Genomic DNA, 23419 nt, shown 5'->3' with positions numbered 1-23419 from the left:
CTAAGCTAGGGAAGTTTACCATTCCAGACCATTAAAATGTAAAGATACATGCTGATCGAACCAGGAGAATTATTAGCTCAAATTAACAGCCCAGCAGACCTTAAAAAGTTTCCTAAAGAGAAATTGGTACAAATCTGTGATGAATTGAGAAACTTCATCGTAGACAACGTGTCTATTTACGGTGGGCACTTTGGCGCAAGCTTGGGTGTGGTTGAGATGACAGTGGCTTTACATTATGTATTGAATACTCCTCAGGATCAATTGGTTTGGGACGTAGGTCATCAGGCGTATGGTCACAAAATTCTGACTGGAAGAAGAGATCAATTTCATACTAATAGAATTTTCGGAGGTATCTCCGGATTCCCTAAAAGAAAAGAGAGTGTTTATGACACTTTTGGGGTAGGGCACTCCAGTACTTCTATTTCCGCTGCGCTTGGGATGGCGATCGCTTCCAAGTATAAAGGTTCCGGCATTCAGCATGTAGCCGTTATTGGCGATGGATCTATGACAGGAGGGATGGCATTCGAGGCGATGAATCATGCTGGTGTTTCAGATTCCAATATTCTGATAATACTCAATGATAATTGCATGGCGATCGATCCTAATGTCGGTGCCTTAAAAGATTACTTGACGGATATTACCACTTCCCACACCTATAATAAGGTAAAGGATGAAGTATGGAAGTTGTTGGGTAAGTTCAGCAAATTTGGAAGCTCAGCTCAAGAAGTCATTTCCAAAGTTGAGGGAGCGATCAAATCAGCTGTGCTGAAACAAAGCAATTTATTTGAATCCCTCAATCTTCGTTATTTCGGTCCTGTTGACGGACATGATGTCAACCATTTGGTTGAAATCTTAAATGACTTGAAGGATATCCCTGGCCCTAAAATTCTCCACTGTGTAACAGTGAAAGGAAAAGGCTATGAGCCTGCCGAAAAAGGTAACCAGACTACCTGGCATGCACCGGGCTTGTTTGATAAAGTATCCGGAGAAATTTATAAAAAGACCCCTTCAAAGCCTCAGGCTCCAAAATATCAGGATGTTTTCGGACATACAATTGTAGAGTTGGCTGAACAGGATGAGCGTATCATGGGTGTAACTCCAGCTATGCCTTCCGGATCTTCTCTTAATATTATGATGAAGGCTATGCCCGACCGTGCATTTGATGTAGGGATAGCAGAGCAACATGCAGTGACTTTTTCTGCAGGTTTAGCCACCCAGGGACTAAAGCCATTTTGTAATATTTACTCCACCTTCATGCAGCGTGCTTATGATCAGGTGATCCATGATGTATGCTTACAAAACCTTCCTGTTGTTTTCTGTTTGGATAGAGCCGGATTCGCAGGAGCGGATGGACCTACCCACCATGGTGCTTATGATTTGGCGTATTTCAGATGTATTCCAAATATGGTAGTTGCTGCTCCTATGAATGAGGAGGAATTGAGAAATATGATGTTCTCTTCCCTTTCTCATGATGGCCCTTATTCCATCAGATATCCAAGAGGAAATGGTGTCATGCCTGAGTGGAGAACAGCATTCCAGCAAATTCCACTAGGTCAGGGAAGAATAGTGAAGGAAGGTGAAGAGGTTGCTATTTTGACCATCGGACATATTGGAAATTATGCAGTGGAGGCTTGCGAGACACTTTCTGCTGAAGGATTAAATCCGGCTCATTATGATATGAGATTTGTAAAACCTTTGGATGAAGAATTACTTCATGAGGTTTTTGGGAAATTCAAGAAAGTAATCACCGTAGAGGATGGTTGTTTGATGGGTGGATTTGGTTCGGCTGTACTAGAATGGATGATGGATCATGAGTATCAGGCTCAGGTGAAGCGTCTGGGTATCCCTGACGAAGTGGTTGAGCATGGCGAGCAAATCGAATTGCACAGAGCTTGCGGATTTGACCCGGATGGTATTGCCGATGCTGTTAGAAGCATGAGCGAAGTAGCCAAGAGCATCTAAATAATTTATGTCTTCTGTATATTTTTTTGAAAAAGGACAGGGTCAGCCTGTGGTTTTGATTCATGGGTTCTGTGAAATTGGAGCTATGTGGGCAGATTTTGCAGAAGAGCTGAGTAAAAATTACAGAGTTATTTGTCCAGATTTGCCGGGCTTCGGAAATAGTCCTTTGGAAAAATCCCATCTTAGCTTAGAGGAGCTTGCAGTGATGTTGGAGGAATGGATGGAAGAAAATGAAATTTTCGAACCGATTGTTATTGGCCATTCTTTGGGGGGTTATGTGACCTTAGCACTTTTAGAATTGATGCAGCAGAAATTAAAGGCTGTTGGACTATTTCATAGTACAGCTTTCGCAGATGATGCTGATAAAAAGCAAATGAGAAATCGGACAATTACCTTTTTAAAGAAAAACGGAGTTGACAAATTTGTAACCTCATTTGTGCCTCAGCTTTTTCCGGAGGACAGAAGAAAAGAACTTTCCACAGCTATTGAGACAGCGGTAGAACAGGCAAAGGAATCAACTTTGGAGGGTTTGATCGCATTTACTGAAGCGATGCGGGACAGAAAAGACCGAACCCAAGTTTTGGAGCATTTTCATGGTCCAAAATTATTGATTGCAGGTACAGAGGACGGCTCGGTTAAATTAGAGGCAAGTAGAAAACAAAGCTACTTGTTCACTGATTATTTCGAACTAGAAAATACCGGGCACATGGGCATGTTTGAGCGAAAAGGCGAAACCTTGGCTCTAATTAAAAACTTTTGTCAAAAGGCCTCATCCTAAAATACCTTTCACGATTCTATCCTTGTCATTAAGGTCTTGGATCAATTCAATCTTGCTGTAGCCCTGCTTTTTCAGCAAGTTCAGTACTTCCTGACCGTAATCTTCATGAATTTCAAAATAGAGCTTTCCCCCCTTTTTCAGGCATTTTTTGGCTTTCTCAGCAATGACCCTGTAAAATAAAAGCGGATCCTCATCCGGAACGAAAAGCGCCAATTCTGGCTCAAAATCCAATACATTTTTGTGCATAAGTGCTTTTCCTTTTTCAGGAATATAAGGTGGATTGCTGACCAAAATATCTAATTCATTTACCGAGATTTCTTCCTTCAGGATATCTATTTGATAAAATTTGACATCAGTCTTGAATTCCTTAGCGTTTTCTCTGGCGATTTGCAAAGCCCCTTCGGAAATATCCAAGCCATACACTTCCGCTGAATTCATTTCCAAAGCCAGAGATATAGGGATACAGCCTGTGCCTGTACCGATATCCAGTATTCTTAAATGAGGTTGGGGATTTTCTTTGATAATCAAATGCACCAACTCTTCGGTTTCATTCCGAGGGATCAGCGTATCTCTGCTTACTTTGAATTCTCTCCCGTAAAAAGGGGCCTTTTCTAAAATTTGCTGGATAGGTTCTCCTTTTTTCAAACGTTCAAAATCTGACAAAAGAGCCTGAGGCAGATCCTTTTCCTCTAAAAAATGCATCATATCCACTCTTCTCAAGCCTAAATGATGTTCAAATAGCCATTCCACTAAGTTTTGCGCTTCTGAGAAATCGTAAAGCTCCAGGGATTGGGCCCATTTTTTTACCAAACTATTGTAATTGATCATTGTAGCGAAAAATGAATTAGCTCCGTAAAGGTAAGCACATCCCTGACTGTGGGAAAGATGTCCGATAATATAAATGCTTGAGGAATGATGAGAAAATTACTGTTGCTTTCTATGCTTTTCCTGATTTCTGTAAGTGCTTATTGCCAAGAGAAAAAAGGGATTTGGTTTGAATTGGATGGAGTTTATTGGGAGAAGGCTTTGAAGCAAACCCAAAGTATTGCTCCTGAAAAAGCAAGGTTTGGGGGAGGTAGGTTTTTCGCAGGAATCCCATTGGGGAAAAGCTGGTCTTTGGGCTTGATGGGTTCTCATCATTCTTATTATGAGCCTCAGGAGACAGGATATACAAACAGGTCAATTTATGGGCCTCCCGCAGAAGATGGTAATTCTTATAGTATAGTTGGAATCGCCAGAGATCCCGTATTGGTTGGCTTACAAAATGAATTGGTGGGATTTGGATTATTTCTTCAAAAATCCATCACATTGGGAGAAAGGACCTCTGTGAATGTCAATCTCTTTTCGATGAGGGAAAGAGGAGCAAATGCCAAATTGGAATTTTATCCAGATTATAGCTATCTGTTTTGGTGGCCATGTCTGAATTGCCTTTCTATAGTTGCCGGCCCATTTCTTATTCCTGTGGAGGAGATAAATTGGAGAACAGGCTTAGATATAAGTTTCTCCTATGCTTTGAATAATTGGGTTGATGTAGGGCTTAGAGCGAATTTTCTTGAGTTTAGAAAACAAATCATTCAGAAGGAGCCTATGATAAGCAATCATATGGGTCAACCGAATCAGTTTTCAGTTTTAGGAGATGTTTACGCTGGGGATTATTTTTATTTTGGTTCAGCAGTTCCCCGGGAAGGCATCAGAATTTCATTGACCTTCAAACCCTTTTGAGTTTCTTTTCGGCTAGTCTGAGAAAGAAAAACTACCTTTGTGCAGAATTTCTTTCTGATGAAACTACATAATAATACCATACGCGGAGTACATACTGCTTTAGAATCTATTTTTCAAGAAGGTCAATACGCTGACAAGGTCATAGAGCGTACCCTTAAATCCAATCCCAAATGGGGAGCGAGAGATCGTTCTTTTATCGCAGAAACCACCTATGAAATGGTACGTTGGTGGAGGCTGATCAATTATCTGAGTCCTTCTGAAAGCTACTGGGATTTGTTTGGAACTTACTGGCTGATGCAAGGCAATGAACTTCCACCTTGGGAGGAATTTTCCGGATTAAACCCTGACAAAATCAAAGCTAAGTACGAGAACTTGGACAATCCAGCCATTTTGGAATCAATTCCTGATTGGTTGTATGAGTTGGGGAAGAAGGAATTGGGTGAGAAATGGGATCAGGAAATTCACTCTTTGAATGAAGAGGCAGAAGTAGTGCTTCGGGTAAATACTTTGAAAATCACCCGGGAGCAATTGAAAAACCGATTGGCGGAAGATGGAATCCGAACTTACATTGTGAAAGGATATCCAGATGCTTTGATTTTGGAGCAAAGACAAAATGTTTTCCGCAATCCGGCATTCAAAGAAGGCCTTTTTGAAGTTCAGGATGCCTCTTCTCAGTTGGTAGCTCAGGCCTTGGCAGTGGAACCAGGAATGCGCGTGATCGATGCCTGTGCTGGTGCTGGAGGGAAGTCCCTCCATTTAGCAGCCCTGATGCAGAATAAGGGGAAGGTGCTTTCCATGGATGTGGAAGAGTGGAAGCTGCAGCAAACCAAGCTAAGAGCACGAAGAGACGGAGTTTCTATTATAGAAAGGAAAGTGATCGAAGGCTCCAAGACTATCAAAAGATTGAAAGAGTCAGCGGATCGTTTGTTATTGGATGTGCCTTGTTCGGGTTTAGGAGTGCTGAGAAGAAATCCGGATACTAAATGGAAGCTGAGTCTGGACTCTATCGCCAAAGTGCAGGAAACCCAGCAGGAAATCATTCAAAGCTATTCCTCCATGTTGAAAAAAGGAGGTCAGATGGTCTATGCGACTTGCAGTATCCTGCCTTCTGAAAATCAAAAGCAGGTTGAAAAATTCCTGGCTTCTGAGGCAGGGAAAGACTTCGAATTGATCGAAGATCAAAAAGTATTGGCTCAGGAAAGCGGGTTTGACGGATTTTACATCGCGAGATTGTTGAAGAAATAAAGTAGAATTCCAAGGTTTAACTTTCCCATTTATTACTATAGGAAAGTTAAACCTATTCTTTTATTAAGCCCTTGCTCAAATATCCTAATCAACGTTGACAATTGGATATTTCCCTTACCATTTTCAAGTTTAGAGATATAGCTTTTTTTCGTTCCGGCCTTTTCAGCCAATTGTTCTTGTGTAAGTTTTGCCTCCTTTCTGGCTTCTTTTAGCATTTCACTTATGATAAACATTTGGGCATTTTCATCATATCTGTTTCTGCTTTCAGTGCCAACCTTTCCATGTTCTAATTCAATTAGTTCATCGAAGGTTTTGATTTTGCTATAGTCCTTCATCTCTCATTTTTTTTAATTCAAAATAATCTTTCATCAGTCTTTCAGCTTTTTCGATTTCCTTTTTGGGAGTTTTTTGAGATTTTTTTTGAAACCCATTAAAGAGGATAACTAATTTACCTTCGTCAAAGCAACAGAAAATTCTATAAATGTTTGATTGATACTCTATTCTTATTTCATAAAGGACATTAGTTCCTTCTAGATGTTTTAGAAACTTTTCAGGTACCCTTTCGACCTGCTTGATAAGTTCCAGAACATATTGAACTTTATTTTTTGCCTTGATATCTAGGTTTTGATAAAATTCGATGAAATGATTTTTATGAAAAATAATACTCCTAGTCATCTATTCAAAGTTATCTCATAAGATAACATTTTCAAAAATAATAAGTTTCATTTTTTTAATCACTTTATTCTCTAATTCTACCATTTAATCAGATTTTTCTTGACGAGGCAATTCATTCCTCTAGGCAAATTGAAAGAATAGGAAAATTGTGTGTTTTGGCTAGATTTTCTGTTAGGCTTGGATTGAAGAATTTGGTTAATCCTGATTTTTCTGTTTTAGCTAAAGTTAAAATATCTGGTTGATTGTTTTCTGCATAGTAAATAACTCCATTCTCGGCATCTCTGGAGTTTATTAAGAAGTGCTGTGTGGTATTATCTGACTCCAACATCTCATTGAACATTTCATCAATCTCAGCACTTTCATGGAAATCATAGGGAGTATTGATAAAAATTAAATCCAGCTGTGCTCCTAATAAGTCTGCCAGTTTTTTAAGTTTTTTAAAAACAGGCTTTTGACTTTTTTCCAAGGTAGATAGAAATGCAATCTTTTTGATCTCCTTGTGAGCTGGTTCTTCTTTTACAATCAGGATAGGAGTTTTAATATTTCTAAGTACCTTTTGGGCAGTAGAGCCAAGGTAAAAGGGTTTTTTTGCTCCTCTGCCTTCGGATCCCATTATCACAAAGTCCGGTTCGGCATTTTGAACATGCTCAAAAACCGTCTCCGAACCAAAACTGTAGATTAATGAAGAAAAGGCATTAATGCCCTGCTTTTCTAAATCATGGACTATTGATGAAAGATTGGATTTGGCATTGGCAATGGCATTCAGTGTTTCAGGATAAAACTTTTCCTTATCCTTATCCAGCCTCACCCAATCCACAGGGGTGCTGAGAATATGCATTACCTCTACTTTTGCCTGAAGCTTGGTGGCCAGTTGTCTGGTGTATTCAAAGGCAAAACCGGCAACTTCCGAGAAGTCAGTCATCAGGAGGATTTTAGCATTGATTTTCATGGTCTTCCTTGATTGATGTCCTATAAGTTACGAATGATTCTGATCATATCCTTTGATCAAATTGGTGTTTGGAACTGATAAAAGTCAGTGCTTTGTGAAAAAATCCTGAAAGGATTGAACTTTAGGGAGTAACTAGTTCAACTCCTTCAGAGTTGGGATGCACCATGGTATATGGACTTTCTTTTACCACCAGTTTCACTGGTGGCTATTGAGAGGTTTAACCACTTCGTGGTTGGTTATATGTAGGTGATTTCTTATCTGATTTTTATTTTGAAAATTTGAGCTGGAGTTGTTCAATTTTTCCTCTTTTGAAGAAATCGGATCTGCAGCATAGTTGACAATCCTGAAAGGATTGAATCTTTCAATAACCACGGGCCTGCCTTTGCCGGTAGGCAGGTGTAACCCGTGGCAAGGCAACCGGCTGATATCTAGAACCCTGACCCTGAGGGGGTCAAACTTTATGGGGTACAGAGTTCAACTCCTTCAGAGTTGGGATGCACCACGGCATATGGGCTTTCTTTTTCCACCAGTTTCACTGGCGGCTATTGAGGGGTTTAACCACTTCGTGGTTGGTTATATGTTGGTGATTTCTTATCTGATTTTTATCTTGAAAATTCGAGCTGGAGTTGTTCGATTTTTCTCTTTTGAAGAAATCGGAGCAGCAGCACAGTTGACAATCCTGAAAGGATTGAACCTTTCAATAACCACGGGCCTGCCTTTGCCGGTAGGCAGGTGCAACCCGTGGAAAAGGAAGCAGCCCGACCTTGCTATCCTGACCCTGAAGGGGTCAAACTTTATGTATATGGAGTTCAACTCTTTCAGAGTTGGGATGCATCAGGGTATATGGATTTTCTTTTACCACCAGTTTCACTGGTGGCTATTGAGAGGTTTAACCACTTCGTGGTTGGATTGGTTGTTTCTGCAGAGCAGAGTTAGGCGTTCAAGAATTTAAGAGGATCGCTCCCAATCATTGATGATTTGAGTAACAACAATCCTGAAAGGATTTAACCTTATAATAACCACGGGCTTGCCTTTGCCGGTAGGCAGGTACAATCCGTGGAAAAGGAAGCAGCCCGATCTTGCTATCCTGACCCTAAAGGGGTCAAACTTTTTCATTGCAAAGCCCCTATTTTTTAGAGTCCATGATGTATTTACTTTTTACTTCTTAGAAAAGCGCTTTTCTGCTATCTTTGTGGCTTGTTTTGAGCGGGATGCCCCGCGTGAGGGATAGAAGCGGTATCCATCCTGCGTAGCAGGAGGATAAGAGCGGATAGCCCGACCCCGCCCTTTTCGGCGGGGGCACGCCCAAAAGACCCGACATCCAAATCATTCGACAAATATTGGCTGTGAAAACGTATCAGGAATTCAAACAGGTTGACTACCCTCAAATAGGAGAGTCAGTCTTGGAGTATTGGAAAAAGAATCAAATTTTCGAAAAATCAATCGCCAACCGGGAGGGAGCCGAGACTTTTACATTTTTTGAAGGGCCTCCGTCTGCAAACGGTACCCCGGGTATTCACCATGTGATGGCACGAACGCTGAAGGATATCTTTTGCCGATACAAAACGCTCAAAGGTTTTCAGGTAAAACGTAAAGGCGGTTGGGATACGCATGGATTGCCCGTGGAACTCCAAGTAGAAAAGGAGCTGGGAATCACCAAAGAAGATATTGGGAAGAAGATTTCCGTAGAGGAATACAATAAAAAGTGCCGTGAAACGGTCATGCGTTTCAAAAATGAATGGGATGACCTGACTGAGAAAATCGGTTATTGGGTGGATCTGGATGATCCTTATATCACCTTTGACAGCAAGTACATTGAGACGCTTTGGAGCTTGCTGAGAAAGCTTTATGATAAAGAGCTTTTGTATAAAGGCTATACCATACAGCCTTACTCACCTGCGGCCGGTACGGGATTGAGTTCCCACGAACTGAATCAGCCGGGTACTTACAAGGATGTAAAGGATACCTCAATTACGGCGCAGTTTAAGCTGAAAGCACAGGAAAACACTTTTGTACTTGCCTGGACGACTACACCTTGGACTTTACCATCCAACTCCGCTTTGGCGATCGGTGAAAACCTGGATTATGTCAAAGTGAAAACTTTTAATCCCTACACCCATGAGCCTGTCAGTGTGATTTTGGCAAAGGCCAGAATGGGGGCTTACTTGAATCCAAAAGCTGCAGAACTGAAGCTGGAGGATTATCAAGCGGGTGATAAATTGATTCCTTTCCAAGTGGTGGAGGAATTTAAAGGGAAAGACATGTTGGGATGGGAGTATGAGCAATTATTCCCAATCGAAGCCTTGGCATTGCCTCATCCGGCCTTCACGGTAGTTTCTGGGGATTATGTGACCACGGAAGATGGTACAGGAATCGTTCACCTAGCGAAAGCATTTGGTGCGGATGACTTTAGAACCTTGGTACAGAATAATGTGCCAGGCATCTTCGTTCAGGATGAATTGGGTAATGATATCCCGGTTGTCGATAAAAGAGGAAAATTCCTTCCAGTTGTAGGAGAATACCTAGCTGCAAAAATGAAGGAGCATGAAATCACTGCTCATAAGGAGTATGGAGTGGATGATTTTTATGTGAAAAACTACACGGAGGATGATGAGAACGCGGCGGATTTTAAAAATACCGACGTGATTATTTCCATCATTCTGAAAAATGAAAACAAAGCCTTTAAGGTTGAGAAGTATGAGCACAGTTATCCACATTGCTGGAGAACTGATAAGCCTGTATTGTACTATCCTTTGGAATCCTGGTTTATCAAAACTACGGCCTTCAAAGACAAAATGGTGGAGCTCAATAAGACCATCAACTGGAAGCCTGAAGCTACCGGAACAGGTCGTTTTGGGAACTGGCTGGAGAATCTGGTAGACTGGAATTTAAGTCGTTCACGATTCTGGGGTACACCTCTTCCAATCTGGAGAACTTCCGATGGAAGTGAAGAAAAGTGCATAGGTTCTATCGCCGAATTGGAAGCAGAAATAGAAAAATCCATCGCAGCTGGATTTATGAAGAAGTCTCCTTATGAAGGGAAAGAACTGGATCTACACCGTCCCTATGTGGATGATGTGATTTTGGTTTCTGAAAAAGGAGAGAAAATGCTTCGTGAACCGGACTTGATTGATGTTTGGTTTGATTCAGGAGCCATGCCATACGCGCAGTGGCATTATCCATTCGAAAATGAGGATATTTTCAAAGCAAATTATCCGGCCGATTACATAGCTGAAGGGGTGGATCAGACAAGAGGCTGGTTCTTTACCTTGCATGCTATTGCTGTCATGCTTTTCGACTCTGTGGCATTCAAAAATGTAATTGCCAACGGGCTTGTTTTGGATAAAAACGGCAATAAGATGTCCAAGCGATTGGGTAATGCTGTGGATCCATTCAAGACCTTGAAAGAATATGGACCAGATGCCTTGAGATGGTATATGCTGAGCAATGCCAACCCATGGGACAATCTCAAATTTAACTTAGACGGAGTGACCGAAGTGCAAAGACGCTTCTTCGGAACTCTTCAGAATACGTATAACTTCTTCGCTCTTTATGCCAATTTGGATGCTTTTGTTTATGATAAAACGAAAGCGGTACCTGTGGCACAAAGAGCAGAGTTGGATCAATGGATTATCTCCAAACTTCAATCTTTGATCACAGAAGTGGAGGAAGCGATGGATAATTACGATGCCACTAGGGCAACCCGTGCCATCATGAACTTTACTGTGGATCAGCTATCCAACTGGTATGTAAGACTAGCCAGAAAACGATTCTGGAGAGGCGATATGAATCAAGACAAGCAAGCGGCTTATGAGACTCTGTATGAGTGTCTGTTAAGCTTGACGCAGCTGATGTCCTCTTTCGCTCCTTTCTATTCTGACTGGTTGTACAAAAATCTGAATGAAGCAGGTGAAGCCGGAAAAGAATCCGTTCACTTGACTGATTGGGTATCCGCAGACCAATCTCTGATCAATAAAGATCTAGAGGAGAGCATGGATTTGGCTCAGACGATTTCTTCCTTGGTTCACTCCTTGAGAAAGAAGGAAAAGCTGAAAGTCCGTCAGCCGCTACAGAGAATTTTGATTCCTGTATTGAATAAGAAAGTTCAGGCTCAAATCGAGCACGTAGCTGAACTGATCAAGTCTGAGGTAAACATCAAAGAGATTGAGTTTATCGACGATGCTTCCGGAGTTTTGGTGAAAGATGTAAAACCTAATCTCCCTGTTTTGGGTAAAAAACTGGGACCAAAGATGAGATTCGTCGTTGCCGCAATCAAATCTTGGGGGCAGGAAGAAATTGCCCAAATTGAGCGAGATGGAAAATACCCGATAGAAGTAGAAGGAGAGACCATTGAGTTGCTTTTGGAGGAAGTTTTGATTTCTTCTCAAGATATTCCGGGCTGGTCCGTAGCTTCTGATGCCGGAGTGACTGTGGCTCTGGACGTAACCTTGACTGATGAATTGAAGCAAGAGGGAGTAGCCAGAGACTTGGTCAACCGAATTCAGAATCTCAGAAAAGACATGGGTCTGGAAGTGCAGGATAAAATTCGAATCAAAGTAGCGGACACCAATGAATTGGTCAATAAATCTGTAGGAGGATTTGGGGATTACATTCAGTCCGAAACGCAGGCTTTGAGTTTGGAAGTCAGCAAAGAAGCAAGTACCGGGACTGTCCTGGATATGGATGATTTTGAATTGGCTGTTTTGGTGGAAAAAGCCTAAATAGCAAATAGGAAACGATGAACAAATACATTAAATACTTCGGGATTGCCTTTTTGGTGATTGTAGTGGATCAGGTGGTAAAGATGCTCGTTCATTTTCAAATGGACTTTGGCACTCCCGGACAGATTCAGATTTTTGGAGACTGGTTTAAGCTCCATTATACCACTAATCCCGGAATGGCTTTTGGGATGGAGTTGGGTACAGAATATGGTAAAATGATTCTTACCAGCTTCCGCTTGATAGCTATGTTTGGAATTGGTTATTATCTGTATTATATAATTCAAAAGAAAAATCATCCTGTATTTATAGTATGTATTGCTATGATATTAGGAGGTGCAATAGGTAATTTAGTAGATTCTATATTTTATGGTGTTTGGTTAAATAATGCACCTTATGATGCACCTACTCCCTGGTTTCATGGGCAGGTGGTAGATATGTTTTATTTTGATATCTGGGAAGGCTATTTGCCGGAGTGGTTACCTCTTTGGGGTGGTCAATACACCGCTCTTTGGCCGATTTTCAATATAGCTGATGCATCCATTTTCATAGGAGTAGCTATTATATTGATATTCCAAAGCAGGTTTTTTCCAGAAAAAGAGGAAGAAAAAATCCCTGATGAAAAAGTTGAGATTCAAGAATAAGTATAATTCAAGCCCGTTTTTTTCAAAGAAACGGGCTTTTTTATGTCAATTTTTCTAAAAAAGGCCGATATCAATCCATTTCTGCCCGTATTTTTATTAATTTACAAGCTAATTATTTCAAAAAAACTCAACTCTCACCGTATTTGTCTTGCTCAAATCCCCTGTTTGAGCGGGCAATTCCTGATCTTATAATTTTATGATTGTAGATTCTGACAAGCCCTTTCAGATCGTATATTCTATTTTTAATCATGAATTTCTAGGATTATTATTTGAATCCTTTGTGGTACAACTGGACGAAAAAGGAAGGCTTTCTTATGCCTTTCAAAACATCAGTTCCGCGAATGCCAAGGAGTTTGACTCTGGCTTAGATGAAAAGGATTACAAGCTGATCAAGATGATGGATGCCATGCAACCGGAGGAAGTCATCAAGAGCTTTATCCCCAAAAAGAAAAACATTCGTCCTAAGGACTATTTAACGAAGATATTTGATTCCAAAACCGAGGATAAGAATACTCAAGCCTTGGTCGAGGCAAGGTTGGAAATTCAGAGGTCCAAGATATTGCCGCTACTTATCGGCAAAAGACTTTTTGAAATGGGAAGTGATGGAAATCCTGCCTGGAAAGAGATTCAGGTCAATGCTGAGCGGGCAACTGTAATCTTTCATTTTCATAAAAATCCAGATAATACCCATTACTACCCTACTATTAAGTTTAAGGGGGAGCGCTTGGAGTGGCAGTATAAAGGAGGCTACCTTATCTGTAAAGAGCCAGCTTGGTTGATTGTGAATTCACAGCTTTTTCACTTTGAAAAAGATATTGATGGAAAGAAGCTTCAACCATTTTTGAATAAAAAATTTATCCTCATAGACAAGAAAATGGAGCCTACCTATTTTAGGAAGTTTATGGCTCCAATGCTAACCCAATACGATGTAGATGCCAGAGGATTTGAAATCACCATCGACAGAGGTACACCCGAGGTTCTGTTGAAAATACAGGAGCTGCCGGGAAATCAAGGCAACAATCTTTTTGGCGAGGAAGGTGAGCAGCTAGAGGAGGACAAAATCATATTTGAGCTCCGTTTTCAATATGGAGACACAGATTTTCCAGTGGAAAAAGGCACAGACAGTTCTGTGGGCAATTCAGTATCCTTGATAGAAAAAGACGGGGAATTTCTATTCAAAAAGACGATACGTAGTCTTCAGAAGGAAAAAGCATTTGGCAAATTCCTGAAAGACTTGGGATTGGAAGTCAGAGATGGAAAAGTAGCCCTACCCAAATCCAAAGCTTTTGAGTGGATTGGGGAAAATGAAGATGCGCTGGAAGAAAAGAAAATTAAAATCATTCAGCGTAAAAATGCCTCCGGTAAGGTATATCACCTAGGAAGGGCAAATATCGACATTGAGGTTAATGAAAACATTGACTGGTTTGATGTTAAGGCGCAGATTAAGTTTGGAATCTATTTGGTGCCATTTGCCAAAGTCCGAAAGCTGATCATGCAGGGTAAGACAGATTTTGAATTGCCCAATGGAGAGATCGCTGTAATTCCTGCATCTTGGTTTGTCAATTATTCAGAGTTGTTTTCTTTTATGGAGGAAGGGACTGCCCAGGATTCCATTATTATGCGCAAGCATCATTTGGCTTTGGCCAAGCAGTTGGAGGAAGGAAACCTGGTACAATTGACGCTAACTCGAAAGCTCGAAAAGCTGCGTGATTTTGAGGCCATTGATGATTATGAATTGCCGGATTACTTCGAAGGTGAATTGAGACCTTATCAGAAGGCAGGTTACAATTGGTTAAGATTCTTGAATGAATTCCGTTTCGGCGGCTGTTTGGCGGATGATATGGGTTTGGGTAAAACGGTTCAAACTTTGGCCTTGCTTGCCCATGAAAAGCAGGAGAATCCAGGTTTCTGTTCCTTGTTAGTCATGCCGACTTCCTTGATTTACAACTGGGAATTGGAAGCTCGAAAGTTTACCCCCGAACTGAAAATATTGGTTTACACCGGAACTCAGCGGATCAAAGATCCCTGGAAATTCAGGGATTACGATTTGGTACTTACCTCTTATGGCATTACCCGATTGGATGTCAATATTTTGAAGGATTTTTACTTCAACTACATCATATTGGATGAGTCTCAAGCCATCAAAAATCCCGGTTCCAATATTGCGAATGCTGTCAATAAATTGAAGTCCAAGCAGAAGCTGATTTTGACAGGTACTCCGGTTGAAAATGGCACGATGGATCTTTGGTCTCAGATGAATTTTGTGAATCCGGGCTTATTGGGGAATCAGAATTCTTTCAAAAAGCAGTTTCTTCAACCAATAGAAAAGCAGAATGATAAGGATAAAGCTATCAAGCTCCATTCCATGATCAAGCCTTTCATCTTGAGGAGACTTAAATCTCAGGTAGCTACTGATCTTCCTGAGAAGATTACCAATGTGAAGTACTCTGCCATGACAGAGGAGCAGGAGAAAGTTTACGAAGAAGTAAAGTCTTATTATCGGGAGAAGATCATTGGGGAGAGTTCTCTGGTTGGAAGAGGAGCACAGCAATTTACCTTGTTGAGAGGCTTGACTCAATTGAGGCAGATTGCCAATCACCCGAAACTGGTGCGAGAGGATTACAAAGGAGAGTCTGGAAAATTGGAGGATATCACCTATATGCTGCAGTCCACTATTTCGGAGGGGCACAAAGTTTTGGTATTTAGCCAATTTGTGAGACATCTTTCCATTGTCAGAGAATATTTGGAAGAGCAGGGAATTACCTATTCCTATCTGGATGGTTCCACAAAGGATAGACAAGCTCAGGTAGAAAAATTCCAGGAGCAGGAGGATGTAAAGGTCTTTTTGATTTCACTAAAAGCCGGTGGTGTTGGCTTAAACCTGACCAAAGCGGAATATGTATTCTTATTGGATCCATGGTGGAACCCAGCTGTGGAGGCCCAGGCAATAGACAGAGCGCATAGAATTGGACAGGAAAATAAAGTCATCATCTACAAATTTATCAGTAGAGGCTCAGTAGAAGAAAAGATTATGGCTCTTCAAAATCGCAAGCTGGCATTGGCTGGAGAGTTGATATCAACGGAAGAAAGCTTTATGAAAAGTCTGGATCAGGAGGATATTGCAGCCTTGTTGGATTAAGAGTCTTGGTTTTAAACGAGAAAGGCAGAAATTCAATTTTCTGCCTTTTTTTATTTGATTGATTGTCAATTAAATAGCAAGGTAGGTACTCGACAGGTAAATAAATTATTGTTAAAAGGTAGGGAATGGAAACGATATTTTTCTAACTTATATCATACCTATTACCACTAATAACATCCTGCACATGCCTAGAGCCAAAGCTGAAAAAGAGCGGAAAATCTTTGTGCTGGACACATCCGTGATCCTGTACGCACATAATTCCATTATGAATTTTGCCGAACATGATGTAGTGATTCCGATTACTGTGTTGGAAGAGCTGGATCAGTTCAAAAAGGGCAATGACACCAAAAATTTCGAGGCGCGGGAGTTTATACGCTTGTTGGATAAGCTTTCCCAAGACCATATGATTCACGAGTGGACTCCATTGAATGGAAAGACGAAGGGAAATTTCCGGGTATTGATGAATCCGGAGAATAAACTCAATGCCAACGTGATTTTTGGAGAGGAGAAAAATGACCATAAGATTCTCAATGCAGCCCTTTATTTGAAAGAGCATGAGAAAAACCGAAAGGTTATTTTGGTTTCCAAAGATATAAACCTTCGACTCAAGGCGAAATCCTTGGAGATCCATGCAGAAGACTATGAAACCGGTAAGATCAAGAACATCAATGAGCTCGAAAATACTGGGAAGTATATGTTGGATGATGTGGATCCGGCGGCTATCAACAAGCTTTATGAATCAGGATATATTGATGCTAAAACAGTCCTGGGCACGCGTAAGCGAAAAGCCAATGCTTATTATATCCTAAGAAGTGATAAAAATTCAGTTTTGGCCTATTACAATCCGGAAGAGAATATCCTGGAGCGGGTGGATAAAAAACTGGCTTATAATATCAAACCAAAAAATGCCGAACAGACTTTTGCTTTGGATGCGATTACTAATCCGAATATCAGGTTAGTGTCGATCCAGGGGGTAGCGGGAACGGGTAAAACCTTATTGGCTTTAGCAGGAGCTCTAGAGCAGCGTAGAGATTATAAACAAATATTCTTGGCTAGACCTATTGTTCCCCTATCGAATAAGGATATCGGGTATTTGCCGGGAGATATCAAGTCCAAGTTGAATCCCTACATGGAGCCACTTTGGGACAATCTGAAGTTTATCCAAAACCAGTATAAGGAAACAGATAAGGAATTTCAGAAAATTACCGAATTGGTCAATCAGGAAAAGTTGGTTATTCAGCCACTGGCTTACATACGGGGTAGATCCCTGTCTAATATCTTCTTCATTGTGGATGAAGCTCAGAATTTGACTCCGCATGAGATTAAGACTATTATCTCCAGAGCAGGAGAGAACACCAAGATTGTATTTACAGGGGATGTCCACCAGATTGACACTCCATATTTGGATTCTCAGTCCAATGGCTTGTCTTATTTGATAGATCGAGTCAAAGATCATCCGCTCTATGCACACATCAAATTGGAGAAAGGAGAGCGCTCAGAATTGGCCAACTTGGCGAATGAGTTGTTATAGAATAGATTATTAGTGATACAGCCCTGTAAGTCAAAGATTTGCGGGGCTTTTTGTTTTTAGCTTTTCTGGGAGAGAAAGTGGATTTTGAAGGATTCTATGGCCCTAATGCGTTTTGGTGAAAAATTTGAAAAGATAATTTTTAAGATATAGAAGATATGCCTTCGGCAAGATATGGGGCAACTACCTTTGGAGCTTCGCCTATTTTAGATTTGCGAATAAGGCTAATTTTAATCCTGTAGGGATTATAGATTGGTAGAGTCATGAAAGATGTTTTGTGCTTTTCCATGCCGTAGGTATGGAAGAAAAGGTTCGGGGTTCAAAGTTCAGAAGGAAGAATGACTTGTGATTAAAATTTGAAGAGGTGATTTTATTCGGATTGCAAATCCTACGATAGGTTCTCGGAATTGCTCCCGATAAAATCGTGGATCCGAGAAGCATTGAAGAAGGTATGCCTTCGGCAAGGTATTCTGTAAATACGGCTTGGGTTAATTTAAATCCCGTAGGGATTAGAGCTAGGTAGAAAGAGATAGGTGAGACTTCTCCATGCCGTAGGTATGGAAGAGAAAGTTCAGGGTTCAAAGTTCAGACGGAAGAAGGGTTTGTGTTTGAATTTTGAAGAGGTGATTTTATTCGGATTGCAAATCCTACGATAGGGCCTCGGAATTGCAAATTCTGAGGAACATTTTTCTTGGAAGGGTTAGGCCTCGATAATTTTTCTAAAAGATTCTAAAAAAGGGTTTTGTTGGTGCAACCAAATTTTGTTCGGGATTTTGTCCGCACTTGGGGAATTGCTGTACGAAACCGTACAGGCTCAGGAAGTAAAACCCTAAAATTAAGCGAATTAGGGCCTTTTTTTAGTTTGGGTCAGTTTTTGGCATATAGGTACCATACGGAAACAAACCAATTATTTACTGCCATGAAAGCAATACTATTTACCCAAAAAAATGTCTGTGCGGCACTGGGTTTACTAATGGCACTGACAATCGTATGGAAAGCGAAAACTGAAACCAGTCTTGCACAGCAAACTGCCCGATTTGAATATACTAAACCAACTTCTACTTCAATCGGTGAAGCGAAAGGTTCAGAGATGATCCAAATCTCTGAGGATGAAATTAACAGGTCTGATAGCGAATTGACACCTATCATTTAAGACCTAAAGAAAAACTCGTAAGGGTTAATTTGGTTGATTGTTTGGTTAAATGAAAGAGGCGGGTTTTACCTGCCTTTTTTTTGATAACAACCCTTGAGAAAAACTTGTATTTTATGGTATGAATCTTTCAGGAGTTAAAATTTCCTCCCAAGTTGGATGATGTCTGAAAGGTGAGTCCAGATTACTATAGGAACAATTGTGGCTGGTAAAAGCACAAAAGGAAAATAATTGACAGCACGATTGGGTTGCTCAAAGCCAAATTGTTGGAATGGGAGCTCCGCTGAGAGAATTCCATTGACCAGGATAAAAAGGACGAAACAAAGGCCTATAATATTCCAGGCAAGCATCATACTTTTATTCACCTTCTTTTTAAAAAATAACCACCCCATGATAGGGGCAGAAAGTCCTATTAAAATATCAAAATTTCGGCCTTCAAAAGTCATCAACTTTGGTACCATTTGATGGTTAAAAAGCCCAAAAAGCACTATCTCAACCGGAATACGAATGGAATGTAAAAGGGTGCTGATAAGGCTATCTCTTTTTTCAGCAATCCATTTTTGCTGCTTGGGAAGTAAGCCATAGACAACAAAAACTATCGATGGAAGAATTACCAATCCGAATCGGGGAGGGAAGGCTTGAGTTTCTTGATAAAAACCCAGATATGCTAAAATCGATTGAGCCAGAGACCAAACAAGGATGAAAGTAGTCAATTTTAAGGGCTTGCCATTTGAAAAGAAAAAAAATGCGACCGTTAGTCCAAAGCTGGCTAAAAACAGAAGTTCAATCCAAATAGGCAGGTTATCTATCATTTGTTTTTCGAATCCTTCCACTATTATAATGGGAGGGCTGTGGATTTTTATTTTTCAGTGAATTGATTCGGCTTTTCTGAAGAAAATCTTGACAAAAGCAAAGGAGTTAAAATGCATACAATCCCAAGAATTGATTTTAGCTCAAAATCCAAGAAATTCATCACAATTAGATAGATTCCGCATATCAGGAATATCCATCTATAGAGATTAGAATCCCAAGCAATAGCAGCTGAAATATAAGCTGTTCCAATTAATACAAACATCCCTAAATTAATCATACCATCGTATTCATTATCAAAACCCCAAATCCAGCCTGAGATTCTCCCAATCAGAATGATGAAAAAAAAGCTGTAAAAAAGTAATTGGAGGACTTTTTTTAATTGATTCTGTTGCATTATTACTTAAGGTTTCTATCCTGAACTTTTTTGTAATTTCAATTCCTATCAAAGGAGAAATAGAAGTTACTTAAATGAGATTTCTCTCACGCAAAACCTCCTCCAAGGCTGTATTTTTATTTGGGGTTTTTACCAATCGGTAAATAAAGATTATCGGGAAAATCATGGGTATCAAAAATCCCGGCTTTTTATCAGAAGAAAGAGCCCAAGCCCCGAAACCAAAAATCAGGATTCCAACCAAAAAACCAATGGCCACTGCATTGAATAGTTGAGCTTTTCGATACTTCTTTTTTTCGATCAATAGTTCTTCATCTTTCAGCTTGAGGAGGTCTTCTTTTTCCATATGATCTTGTAGTCTAAAGCTAGTTTAATTGTGATTCAGTCATGCTTCCTGTTTCATATCACTTAAATATCGCTGGATATTCTTTGAATTCCATGGCCGAACTTATCCAAAAACGGCACTTTGCAAAGTTCCATTTTGATTGAATTCTTAAAAGCTTCAGTCACTTTTAATCATAAAATCCATTCTTTCCACAAATTAGCAATCATAAGACAGCCTTAGTCCTTTGCGTATTTCCAACTTGAAAATCGGTCTTCTCTTTTTATAATTAGTTGGTGATTTAATCAATCTCAATTTGGAAATGGCTATAAAAAGAAAAAGAAAGCAAGATATCCCTTGCTTTCTTTTTTGATTTGCCTAGTAGTTACTAAAGGCTTCTATTTAATTCAGAATTGGCTTGATCAATAATAAATCTTTGTAAGGGCTGGCAGTTTCCCGAAGATGCAAATTGTCTTTGAATGCCTTTCTTGTTGCCAACTCATTTCTGCCTTCCAATCCCTTTTTCCACTCCGAAAAGAAAATGATGTTTGGATGATAATTCTTGTCCTCAACACCCAGGCTAGATAACTGAGCGATCAATTCAAACTGAATTTTTGGATCAGATACCAAAGGCAAAACAGCCTGAAAATACTGCTCCAATTTTTGGGCATTATTAGGGTCCAACCATAAGGCTGCAAACTCATAAGTGCCGCTTTCTTTCAATGAATAAGTGATGTCTTTGTCAACCTGGAAGTACCCGGTATTCAAGAAGCTCAATGCATCATTTCGGATATTAACGATCTTGAGAAAATCAAAATCCTTCTCGAAAGCACGCTTTTTTTCTAGACTCTCCCATTCGAAGAAGATGACCATTTGTGCTGGACTATTCCCTTGATCTCTTTTTTCTACCATGAATGAACCAATGGGCCTTGCGCCATATTTTGGAGCAAGTGGTAAGGCCTGTGAGAAATACTCTTCGTAAAACTGAATTTCTTTTCCAGGTTGAATGGTCAAAAGTGCTACTTCTACGAGTGTTCCTTTTTTGAAGGTGATCTCTCCGGTTTTTTCTTCGGTAGCCCCGAAAGTAAAGGATAGGGAAAGAATAAATAAGGTGGATAATATGCTTAGAATTTTCATGTTTTTTAAAATTTGATTTGTGACTTATTGACGTATCTACTGTTTTCCCTTCCATGCTTTAAACCCAAAAGCAGAATTTCAGTCATTAGAAAGGGACTTTTTGAAGAATGAGTCGATAGAGATTGAAATTTGACGTTAAGCTGCCTGAGTAACCAAAGCAGCGATGCCTGCATAGCTTCCCGTGTATATCTGTTCGATCATTGATTTAATTTCTACAGGATTAGCGCCATCATTGACTTCAAATGTGGAGGTGGTTTTAATCACCGCCTGAAAGTCATCTCCGGAAACTTCTATGGAACTGACTAAAGAACTGACTGGGAGGATAGGCTGCTCCGTGATGGCGTAGCTGAGCACATGATTTTGATGATCCAAAAGCAAGATCTTTTCGATCAACTCTCCTTGTTCTGCACTGCAGTAGCGTTTTAATCCTCCCTCACGGGTGGACTCTATTCTACAACTTTTGATGATGGGAGACCAAGTATCCACGCCTCCTACTGCACCGATTACTTCCCATGCCTTATCCATAGGTATTGGAAGTGTGACTGTTACGATTGTTTTTTCCATTGTACTGTGTTTTTATGTTTAATGAACAGTACAAATATCTGGGGTCTGGATAGGCTTCTTTTTCCGCTTTAGTTCAAAGAATTTGTGTTTTGGCTCTTTCGATAATCAGAAGGTGAAATATTGAATTCCATTCGGAAAACATTGGAAAAAGTAGTGACATCTTCAAATCCACAATCGTAAGCTATGTCACTGATTCTATCAGATGAAGTAGTAAGAAGTTTGGCAGCATGGGCAAGTTTTCGCCTTTTCAAATACTTGGCTGGACTTTCTTGGTATTGTTTGTTAAACTCCCGCTTAAAACTGGAAACACTCATACCGCATAAGAAAGCCAGCTGATCTATGGTTACCCTTGAGTAAAGATTGTTTTCGATAATCGAGGTGAATTTTAATTTACTGGGGAAGAAAATATCCGAAAAGAATCTTAACACGGATGGTTGTTGCTCGGTCTTTAAAAGAAGCAGAATTATTTCCTTTAGCTTTATTATTGCCAGCTCATCGTCCATCAGATTTTTTTCTTCAAAATAGATCATAAGATTACTGATAAAGCTATCGATCAAATCTGAGGAGGAGAATCGAATTGGAGGAAGTGCTTTTTTTGAATCGGTAAGGAAATCAGGGATTTCATTTTTGTAGGCCTCTTTTATGATTTCAGGATAAAAGTAAATGACCACCGCTTCACATTGGCTTTTCTCGGGTGTCTTGATATACTTTGAAATATGTTGTCCGCATCTCTTTATCAATGCCTCTTTTGAATCTAAGATAACTGTCCCAAAGGGATCAATGGTTTCATAACTTCCGTCGAGTACATAGAAGAAACAAGCGCGCTCTTCCAATTGAGTACCGTAGCTGAAAGGAGCCTTGATCCGCGCTTTTTCAAAGAGAGGAAGTCCTTTGCAGCTTATCACATCATAATCCTGTATCATGCCCAAAAAAAAGAAAATTCAATGACGAAGACTTTCCAATTTAGCTCAAAAATTTTCTAAAAAGAGAGGCTGGATTCTCTAATGAAATTGAACTTGTTGGGGAAAATATACTCAAATTAACTAATCAGAATAGTTTTTTTTTGACTGAAATTAGTCTTCCCCTTTAGTGTGTTAAGAGATTTTTTTTGAAAAACAGACGATTCTATTGACCTCTTTAAAACCAATGGATTTGTGGAAAGCTAGGCTTTCAATATTCTTTATCTCCGCGTCTGAGGCAATTTCGCTGCAATTGTTATCCTTGCCCCATTCTTCCGCTTTTCTGAGTAAAGCTTTGGCGACTCCCTGTTTTCTGAATGGTGGCTCTACAAAAAGTCCTTCTACATAAACTACGGGAGAGTTACTGCATCCTTCTACAGGGTCAGTTCTCAGGGAAAGGTGGACAAATGCGAAAAGATTATAGCCCTGCTTAGCTGAAAAAATTGTTTGATTATGTGAATCGATAATTTTTTGACAGTTCAAGGACTCCTCTTCATAGCTACATTCAGGCCAGAGTCTAATCATCAATTCAGTGACTTTTGGGATGTCACTCTCAGCTATTTCTTCAATTGTTAAACCGTTCATGAAAGAAAGTCTATGTAAATGGAGGATGGTTTGAAGTTCTATGTGATAGTAAACTTCCAGCTAATTAGATTTAGCCTTCATTTGATTTATTTTTTAAAAATAATTATGGATCAGATTATTCAGTTTTCAATCTCACTT

The 23419-nt window shown here is 40.0% G+C and carries 21 protein-coding genes; 10 read left to right on the top strand and 11 right to left on the bottom strand.

Translation table 11 applies throughout. From position 1 onward, the window contains the following. The first annotated feature begins 48 nt into the window (after positions 1 to 48). A complete protein-coding gene (gene dxs, locus BM073_RS05775) occupies positions 49 to 1962 on the top strand; it encodes a 1-deoxy-D-xylulose-5-phosphate synthase (RefSeq protein WP_091651731.1) in 1914 nt (637 codons plus the stop codon). A gap of 7 nt (positions 1963 to 1969) precedes the next feature. Next, positions 1970 to 2740, top strand: coding sequence for an alpha/beta fold hydrolase (locus tag BM073_RS05770; RefSeq protein ID WP_091651728.1), 771 nt, complete (start codon positions 1970 to 1972; stop codon positions 2738 to 2740). Here BM073_RS05770 and prmC read toward each other — a convergent pair. After that, on the bottom strand, positions 2732 to 3568 hold the full coding sequence (prmC, locus tag BM073_RS05765) for a peptide chain release factor N(5)-glutamine methyltransferase (RefSeq protein ID WP_091651725.1): 837 nt from the start codon (positions 3566 to 3568) through the stop codon (positions 2732 to 2734). The two genes, BM073_RS05770 and prmC, sit on opposite strands and share 9 nt — an antisense overlap. A gap of 84 nt (positions 3569 to 3652) precedes the next feature. Between prmC and BM073_RS05760 the strand changes: the two genes are divergently transcribed. Next, positions 3653 to 4462: a hypothetical protein gene (locus tag BM073_RS05760; RefSeq protein WP_139217451.1), complete on the top strand. Its 810-nt coding sequence runs from the start codon at positions 3653 to 3655 to the stop codon at positions 4460 to 4462. Between the two features lie 57 nt (positions 4463 to 4519). Beyond that, positions 4520 to 5707, top strand: coding sequence for an RsmB/NOP family class I SAM-dependent RNA methyltransferase (locus BM073_RS05755; protein WP_091651717.1), 1188 nt, complete (start codon positions 4520 to 4522; stop codon positions 5705 to 5707). A gap of 35 nt (positions 5708 to 5742) precedes the next feature. On the opposite strand, the gene BM073_RS05750 is transcribed toward BM073_RS05755, so the two are convergent. From BM073_RS05750 to BM073_RS05740, 3 genes are all read right to left on the bottom strand, one after another. Further along, positions 5743 to 6042, bottom strand: a complete 300-nt coding sequence (locus BM073_RS05750; RefSeq protein WP_091651715.1) for a type II toxin-antitoxin system RelB family anti-toxin — start codon at positions 6040 to 6042, stop codon at positions 5743 to 5745. Next, a complete protein-coding gene (locus BM073_RS05745; RefSeq protein WP_091651712.1) occupies positions 6029 to 6382 on the bottom strand; it encodes a type II toxin-antitoxin system RelE/ParE family toxin in 354 nt (117 codons plus the stop codon). Before BM073_RS05745 ends, BM073_RS05750 begins: the two co-directional genes overlap by 14 nt. A gap of 112 nt (positions 6383 to 6494) precedes the next feature. Continuing rightward, positions 6495 to 7331 (bottom strand): universal stress protein, encoded by an 837-nt coding sequence (locus BM073_RS05740; protein ID WP_091651709.1) that lies wholly within the window; start codon positions 7329 to 7331, stop codon positions 6495 to 6497. Between the two features lie 460 nt (positions 7332 to 7791). Between BM073_RS05740 and BM073_RS05735 the strand changes: the two genes are divergently transcribed. From BM073_RS05735 to BM073_RS17935, 6 genes are all read left to right on the top strand, one after another. Continuing rightward, positions 7792 to 8283, top strand: coding sequence for a hypothetical protein (locus BM073_RS05735; RefSeq protein ID WP_139217450.1), 492 nt, complete (start codon positions 7792 to 7794; stop codon positions 8281 to 8283). Between the two features lie 394 nt (positions 8284 to 8677). Continuing rightward, the gene (gene ileS, locus BM073_RS05725) at positions 8678 to 12052 is read left to right on the top strand and encodes an isoleucine--tRNA ligase (RefSeq protein ID WP_091652023.1); all 3375 of its coding nucleotides are present in this window, start codon (positions 8678 to 8680) and stop codon (positions 12050 to 12052) included. 17 nt (positions 12053 to 12069) lie between these two features. Next, positions 12070 to 12693 (top strand): lipoprotein signal peptidase, encoded by a 624-nt coding sequence (locus BM073_RS05720; protein WP_091651700.1) that lies wholly within the window; start codon positions 12070 to 12072, stop codon positions 12691 to 12693. Between the two features lie 196 nt (positions 12694 to 12889). Further along, on the top strand, positions 12890 to 15832 hold the full coding sequence (locus BM073_RS05715) for a DEAD/DEAH box helicase (RefSeq protein ID WP_091651697.1): 2943 nt from the start codon (positions 12890 to 12892) through the stop codon (positions 15830 to 15832). A 184-nt stretch (positions 15833 to 16016) separates the two neighbouring features. Further along, the gene (locus tag BM073_RS05710; protein WP_091651694.1) at positions 16017 to 17363 is read left to right on the top strand and encodes a PhoH family protein; all 1347 of its coding nucleotides are present in this window, start codon (positions 16017 to 16019) and stop codon (positions 17361 to 17363) included. Between the two features lie 916 nt (positions 17364 to 18279). Then, positions 18280 to 18513 (top strand): hypothetical protein, encoded by a 234-nt coding sequence (locus BM073_RS17935; RefSeq protein WP_139217449.1) that lies wholly within the window; start codon positions 18280 to 18282, stop codon positions 18511 to 18513. Between the two features lie 134 nt (positions 18514 to 18647). On the opposite strand, the gene BM073_RS05700 is transcribed toward BM073_RS17935, so the two are convergent. The 7 genes from BM073_RS05700 to aac(6') all read right to left on the bottom strand — a co-directional run bounded on the left by BM073_RS05700 (position 18648) and on the right by aac(6') (position 23281). Beyond that, positions 18648 to 19322, bottom strand: coding sequence for a DUF8737 domain-containing protein (locus BM073_RS05700; RefSeq protein ID WP_139217448.1), 675 nt, complete (start codon positions 19320 to 19322; stop codon positions 18648 to 18650). A 47-nt stretch (positions 19323 to 19369) separates the two neighbouring features. Further along, positions 19370 to 19717: a hypothetical protein gene (locus tag BM073_RS05695; RefSeq protein ID WP_091651686.1), complete on the bottom strand. Its 348-nt coding sequence runs from the start codon at positions 19715 to 19717 to the stop codon at positions 19370 to 19372. A 70-nt stretch (positions 19718 to 19787) separates the two neighbouring features. Then, positions 19788 to 20060, bottom strand: a complete 273-nt coding sequence (locus BM073_RS05690) for a hypothetical protein (RefSeq protein ID WP_091651681.1) — start codon at positions 20058 to 20060, stop codon at positions 19788 to 19790. A gap of 378 nt (positions 20061 to 20438) precedes the next feature. After that, positions 20439 to 21173 (bottom strand): NIPSNAP family protein, encoded by a 735-nt coding sequence (locus tag BM073_RS05685; protein WP_091651678.1) that lies wholly within the window; start codon positions 21171 to 21173, stop codon positions 20439 to 20441. 135 nt (positions 21174 to 21308) lie between these two features. Beyond that, complete coding sequence (locus BM073_RS05680; RefSeq protein WP_091651675.1) at positions 21309 to 21737, bottom strand: SRPBCC family protein; 429 nt, start codon at positions 21735 to 21737, stop codon at positions 21309 to 21311. A gap of 68 nt (positions 21738 to 21805) precedes the next feature. After that, positions 21806 to 22660, bottom strand: a complete 855-nt coding sequence (locus BM073_RS05675; RefSeq protein ID WP_091651673.1) for a helix-turn-helix domain-containing protein — start codon at positions 22658 to 22660, stop codon at positions 21806 to 21808. A 171-nt stretch (positions 22661 to 22831) separates the two neighbouring features. Continuing rightward, positions 22832 to 23281 (bottom strand): aminoglycoside 6'-N-acetyltransferase, encoded by a 450-nt coding sequence (aac(6'), locus tag BM073_RS05670; RefSeq protein WP_091651670.1) that lies wholly within the window; start codon positions 23279 to 23281, stop codon positions 22832 to 22834. Positions 23282 to 23419 lie beyond the last annotated feature (138 nt).

It is taken from the genome of Algoriphagus ornithinivorans, from assembly GCF_900115305.1.
Lineage (GTDB): Bacteria > Bacteroidota > Bacteroidia > Cytophagales > Cyclobacteriaceae > Algoriphagus > Algoriphagus ornithinivorans.
This window is presented reverse-complemented; position numbering and strand designations above follow the sequence as displayed.

What these genes read in the sequence shown, in the direction of transcription:
- BM073_RS05695 (WP_091651686.1), bottom strand. Translation starts at nt 19,717, where the DNA reads ATGCAACAGAATCAATTAAAAAAAGTCCTCCAATTACTTTTTTACAGC.
- BM073_RS05700 (WP_139217448.1), bottom strand. Translation starts at nt 19,322, where the DNA reads ATGATAGATAACCTGCCTATTTGGATTGAACTTCTGTTTTTAGCCAGC.
- BM073_RS05715 (WP_091651697.1), top strand. Translation starts at nt 12,890, where the DNA reads ATGATTGTAGATTCTGACAAGCCCTTTCAGATCGTATATTCTATTTTT.
- BM073_RS05710 (WP_091651694.1), top strand. Translation starts at nt 16,017, where the DNA reads ATGCCTAGAGCCAAAGCTGAAAAAGAGCGGAAAATCTTTGTGCTGGAC.
- BM073_RS05745 (WP_091651712.1), bottom strand. Translation starts at nt 6,382, where the DNA reads ATGACTAGGAGTATTATTTTTCATAAAAATCATTTCATCGAATTTTAT.
- BM073_RS05755 (WP_091651717.1), top strand. Translation starts at nt 4,520, where the DNA reads ATGAAACTACATAATAATACCATACGCGGAGTACATACTGCTTTAGAA.
- BM073_RS17935 (WP_139217449.1), top strand. Translation starts at nt 18,280, where the DNA reads ATGAAAGCAATACTATTTACCCAAAAAAATGTCTGTGCGGCACTGGGT.
- BM073_RS05690 (WP_091651681.1), bottom strand. Translation starts at nt 20,060, where the DNA reads ATGGAAAAAGAAGACCTCCTCAAGCTGAAAGATGAAGAACTATTGATC.
- BM073_RS05720 (WP_091651700.1), top strand. Translation starts at nt 12,070, where the DNA reads ATGAACAAATACATTAAATACTTCGGGATTGCCTTTTTGGTGATTGTA.
- BM073_RS05680 (WP_091651675.1), bottom strand. Translation starts at nt 21,737, where the DNA reads ATGGAAAAAACAATCGTAACAGTCACACTTCCAATACCTATGGATAAG.
- BM073_RS05735 (WP_139217450.1), top strand. Translation starts at nt 7,792, where the DNA reads ATGGGGTACAGAGTTCAACTCCTTCAGAGTTGGGATGCACCACGGCAT.
- BM073_RS05685 (WP_091651678.1), bottom strand. Translation starts at nt 21,173, where the DNA reads ATGAAAATTCTAAGCATATTATCCACCTTATTTATTCTTTCCCTATCC.
- BM073_RS05770 (WP_091651728.1), top strand. Translation starts at nt 1,970, where the DNA reads ATGTCTTCTGTATATTTTTTTGAAAAAGGACAGGGTCAGCCTGTGGTT.
- prmC (WP_091651725.1), bottom strand. Translation starts at nt 3,568, where the DNA reads ATGATCAATTACAATAGTTTGGTAAAAAAATGGGCCCAATCCCTGGAG.
- BM073_RS05750 (WP_091651715.1), bottom strand. Translation starts at nt 6,042, where the DNA reads ATGAAGGACTATAGCAAAATCAAAACCTTCGATGAACTAATTGAATTA.
- BM073_RS05760 (WP_139217451.1), top strand. Translation starts at nt 3,653, where the DNA reads ATGATGAGAAAATTACTGTTGCTTTCTATGCTTTTCCTGATTTCTGTA.
- dxs (WP_091651731.1), top strand. Translation starts at nt 49, where the DNA reads ATGCTGATCGAACCAGGAGAATTATTAGCTCAAATTAACAGCCCAGCA.
- BM073_RS05740 (WP_091651709.1), bottom strand. Translation starts at nt 7,331, where the DNA reads ATGAAAATCAATGCTAAAATCCTCCTGATGACTGACTTCTCGGAAGTT.
- BM073_RS05675 (WP_091651673.1), bottom strand. Translation starts at nt 22,660, where the DNA reads ATGATACAGGATTATGATGTGATAAGCTGCAAAGGACTTCCTCTCTTT.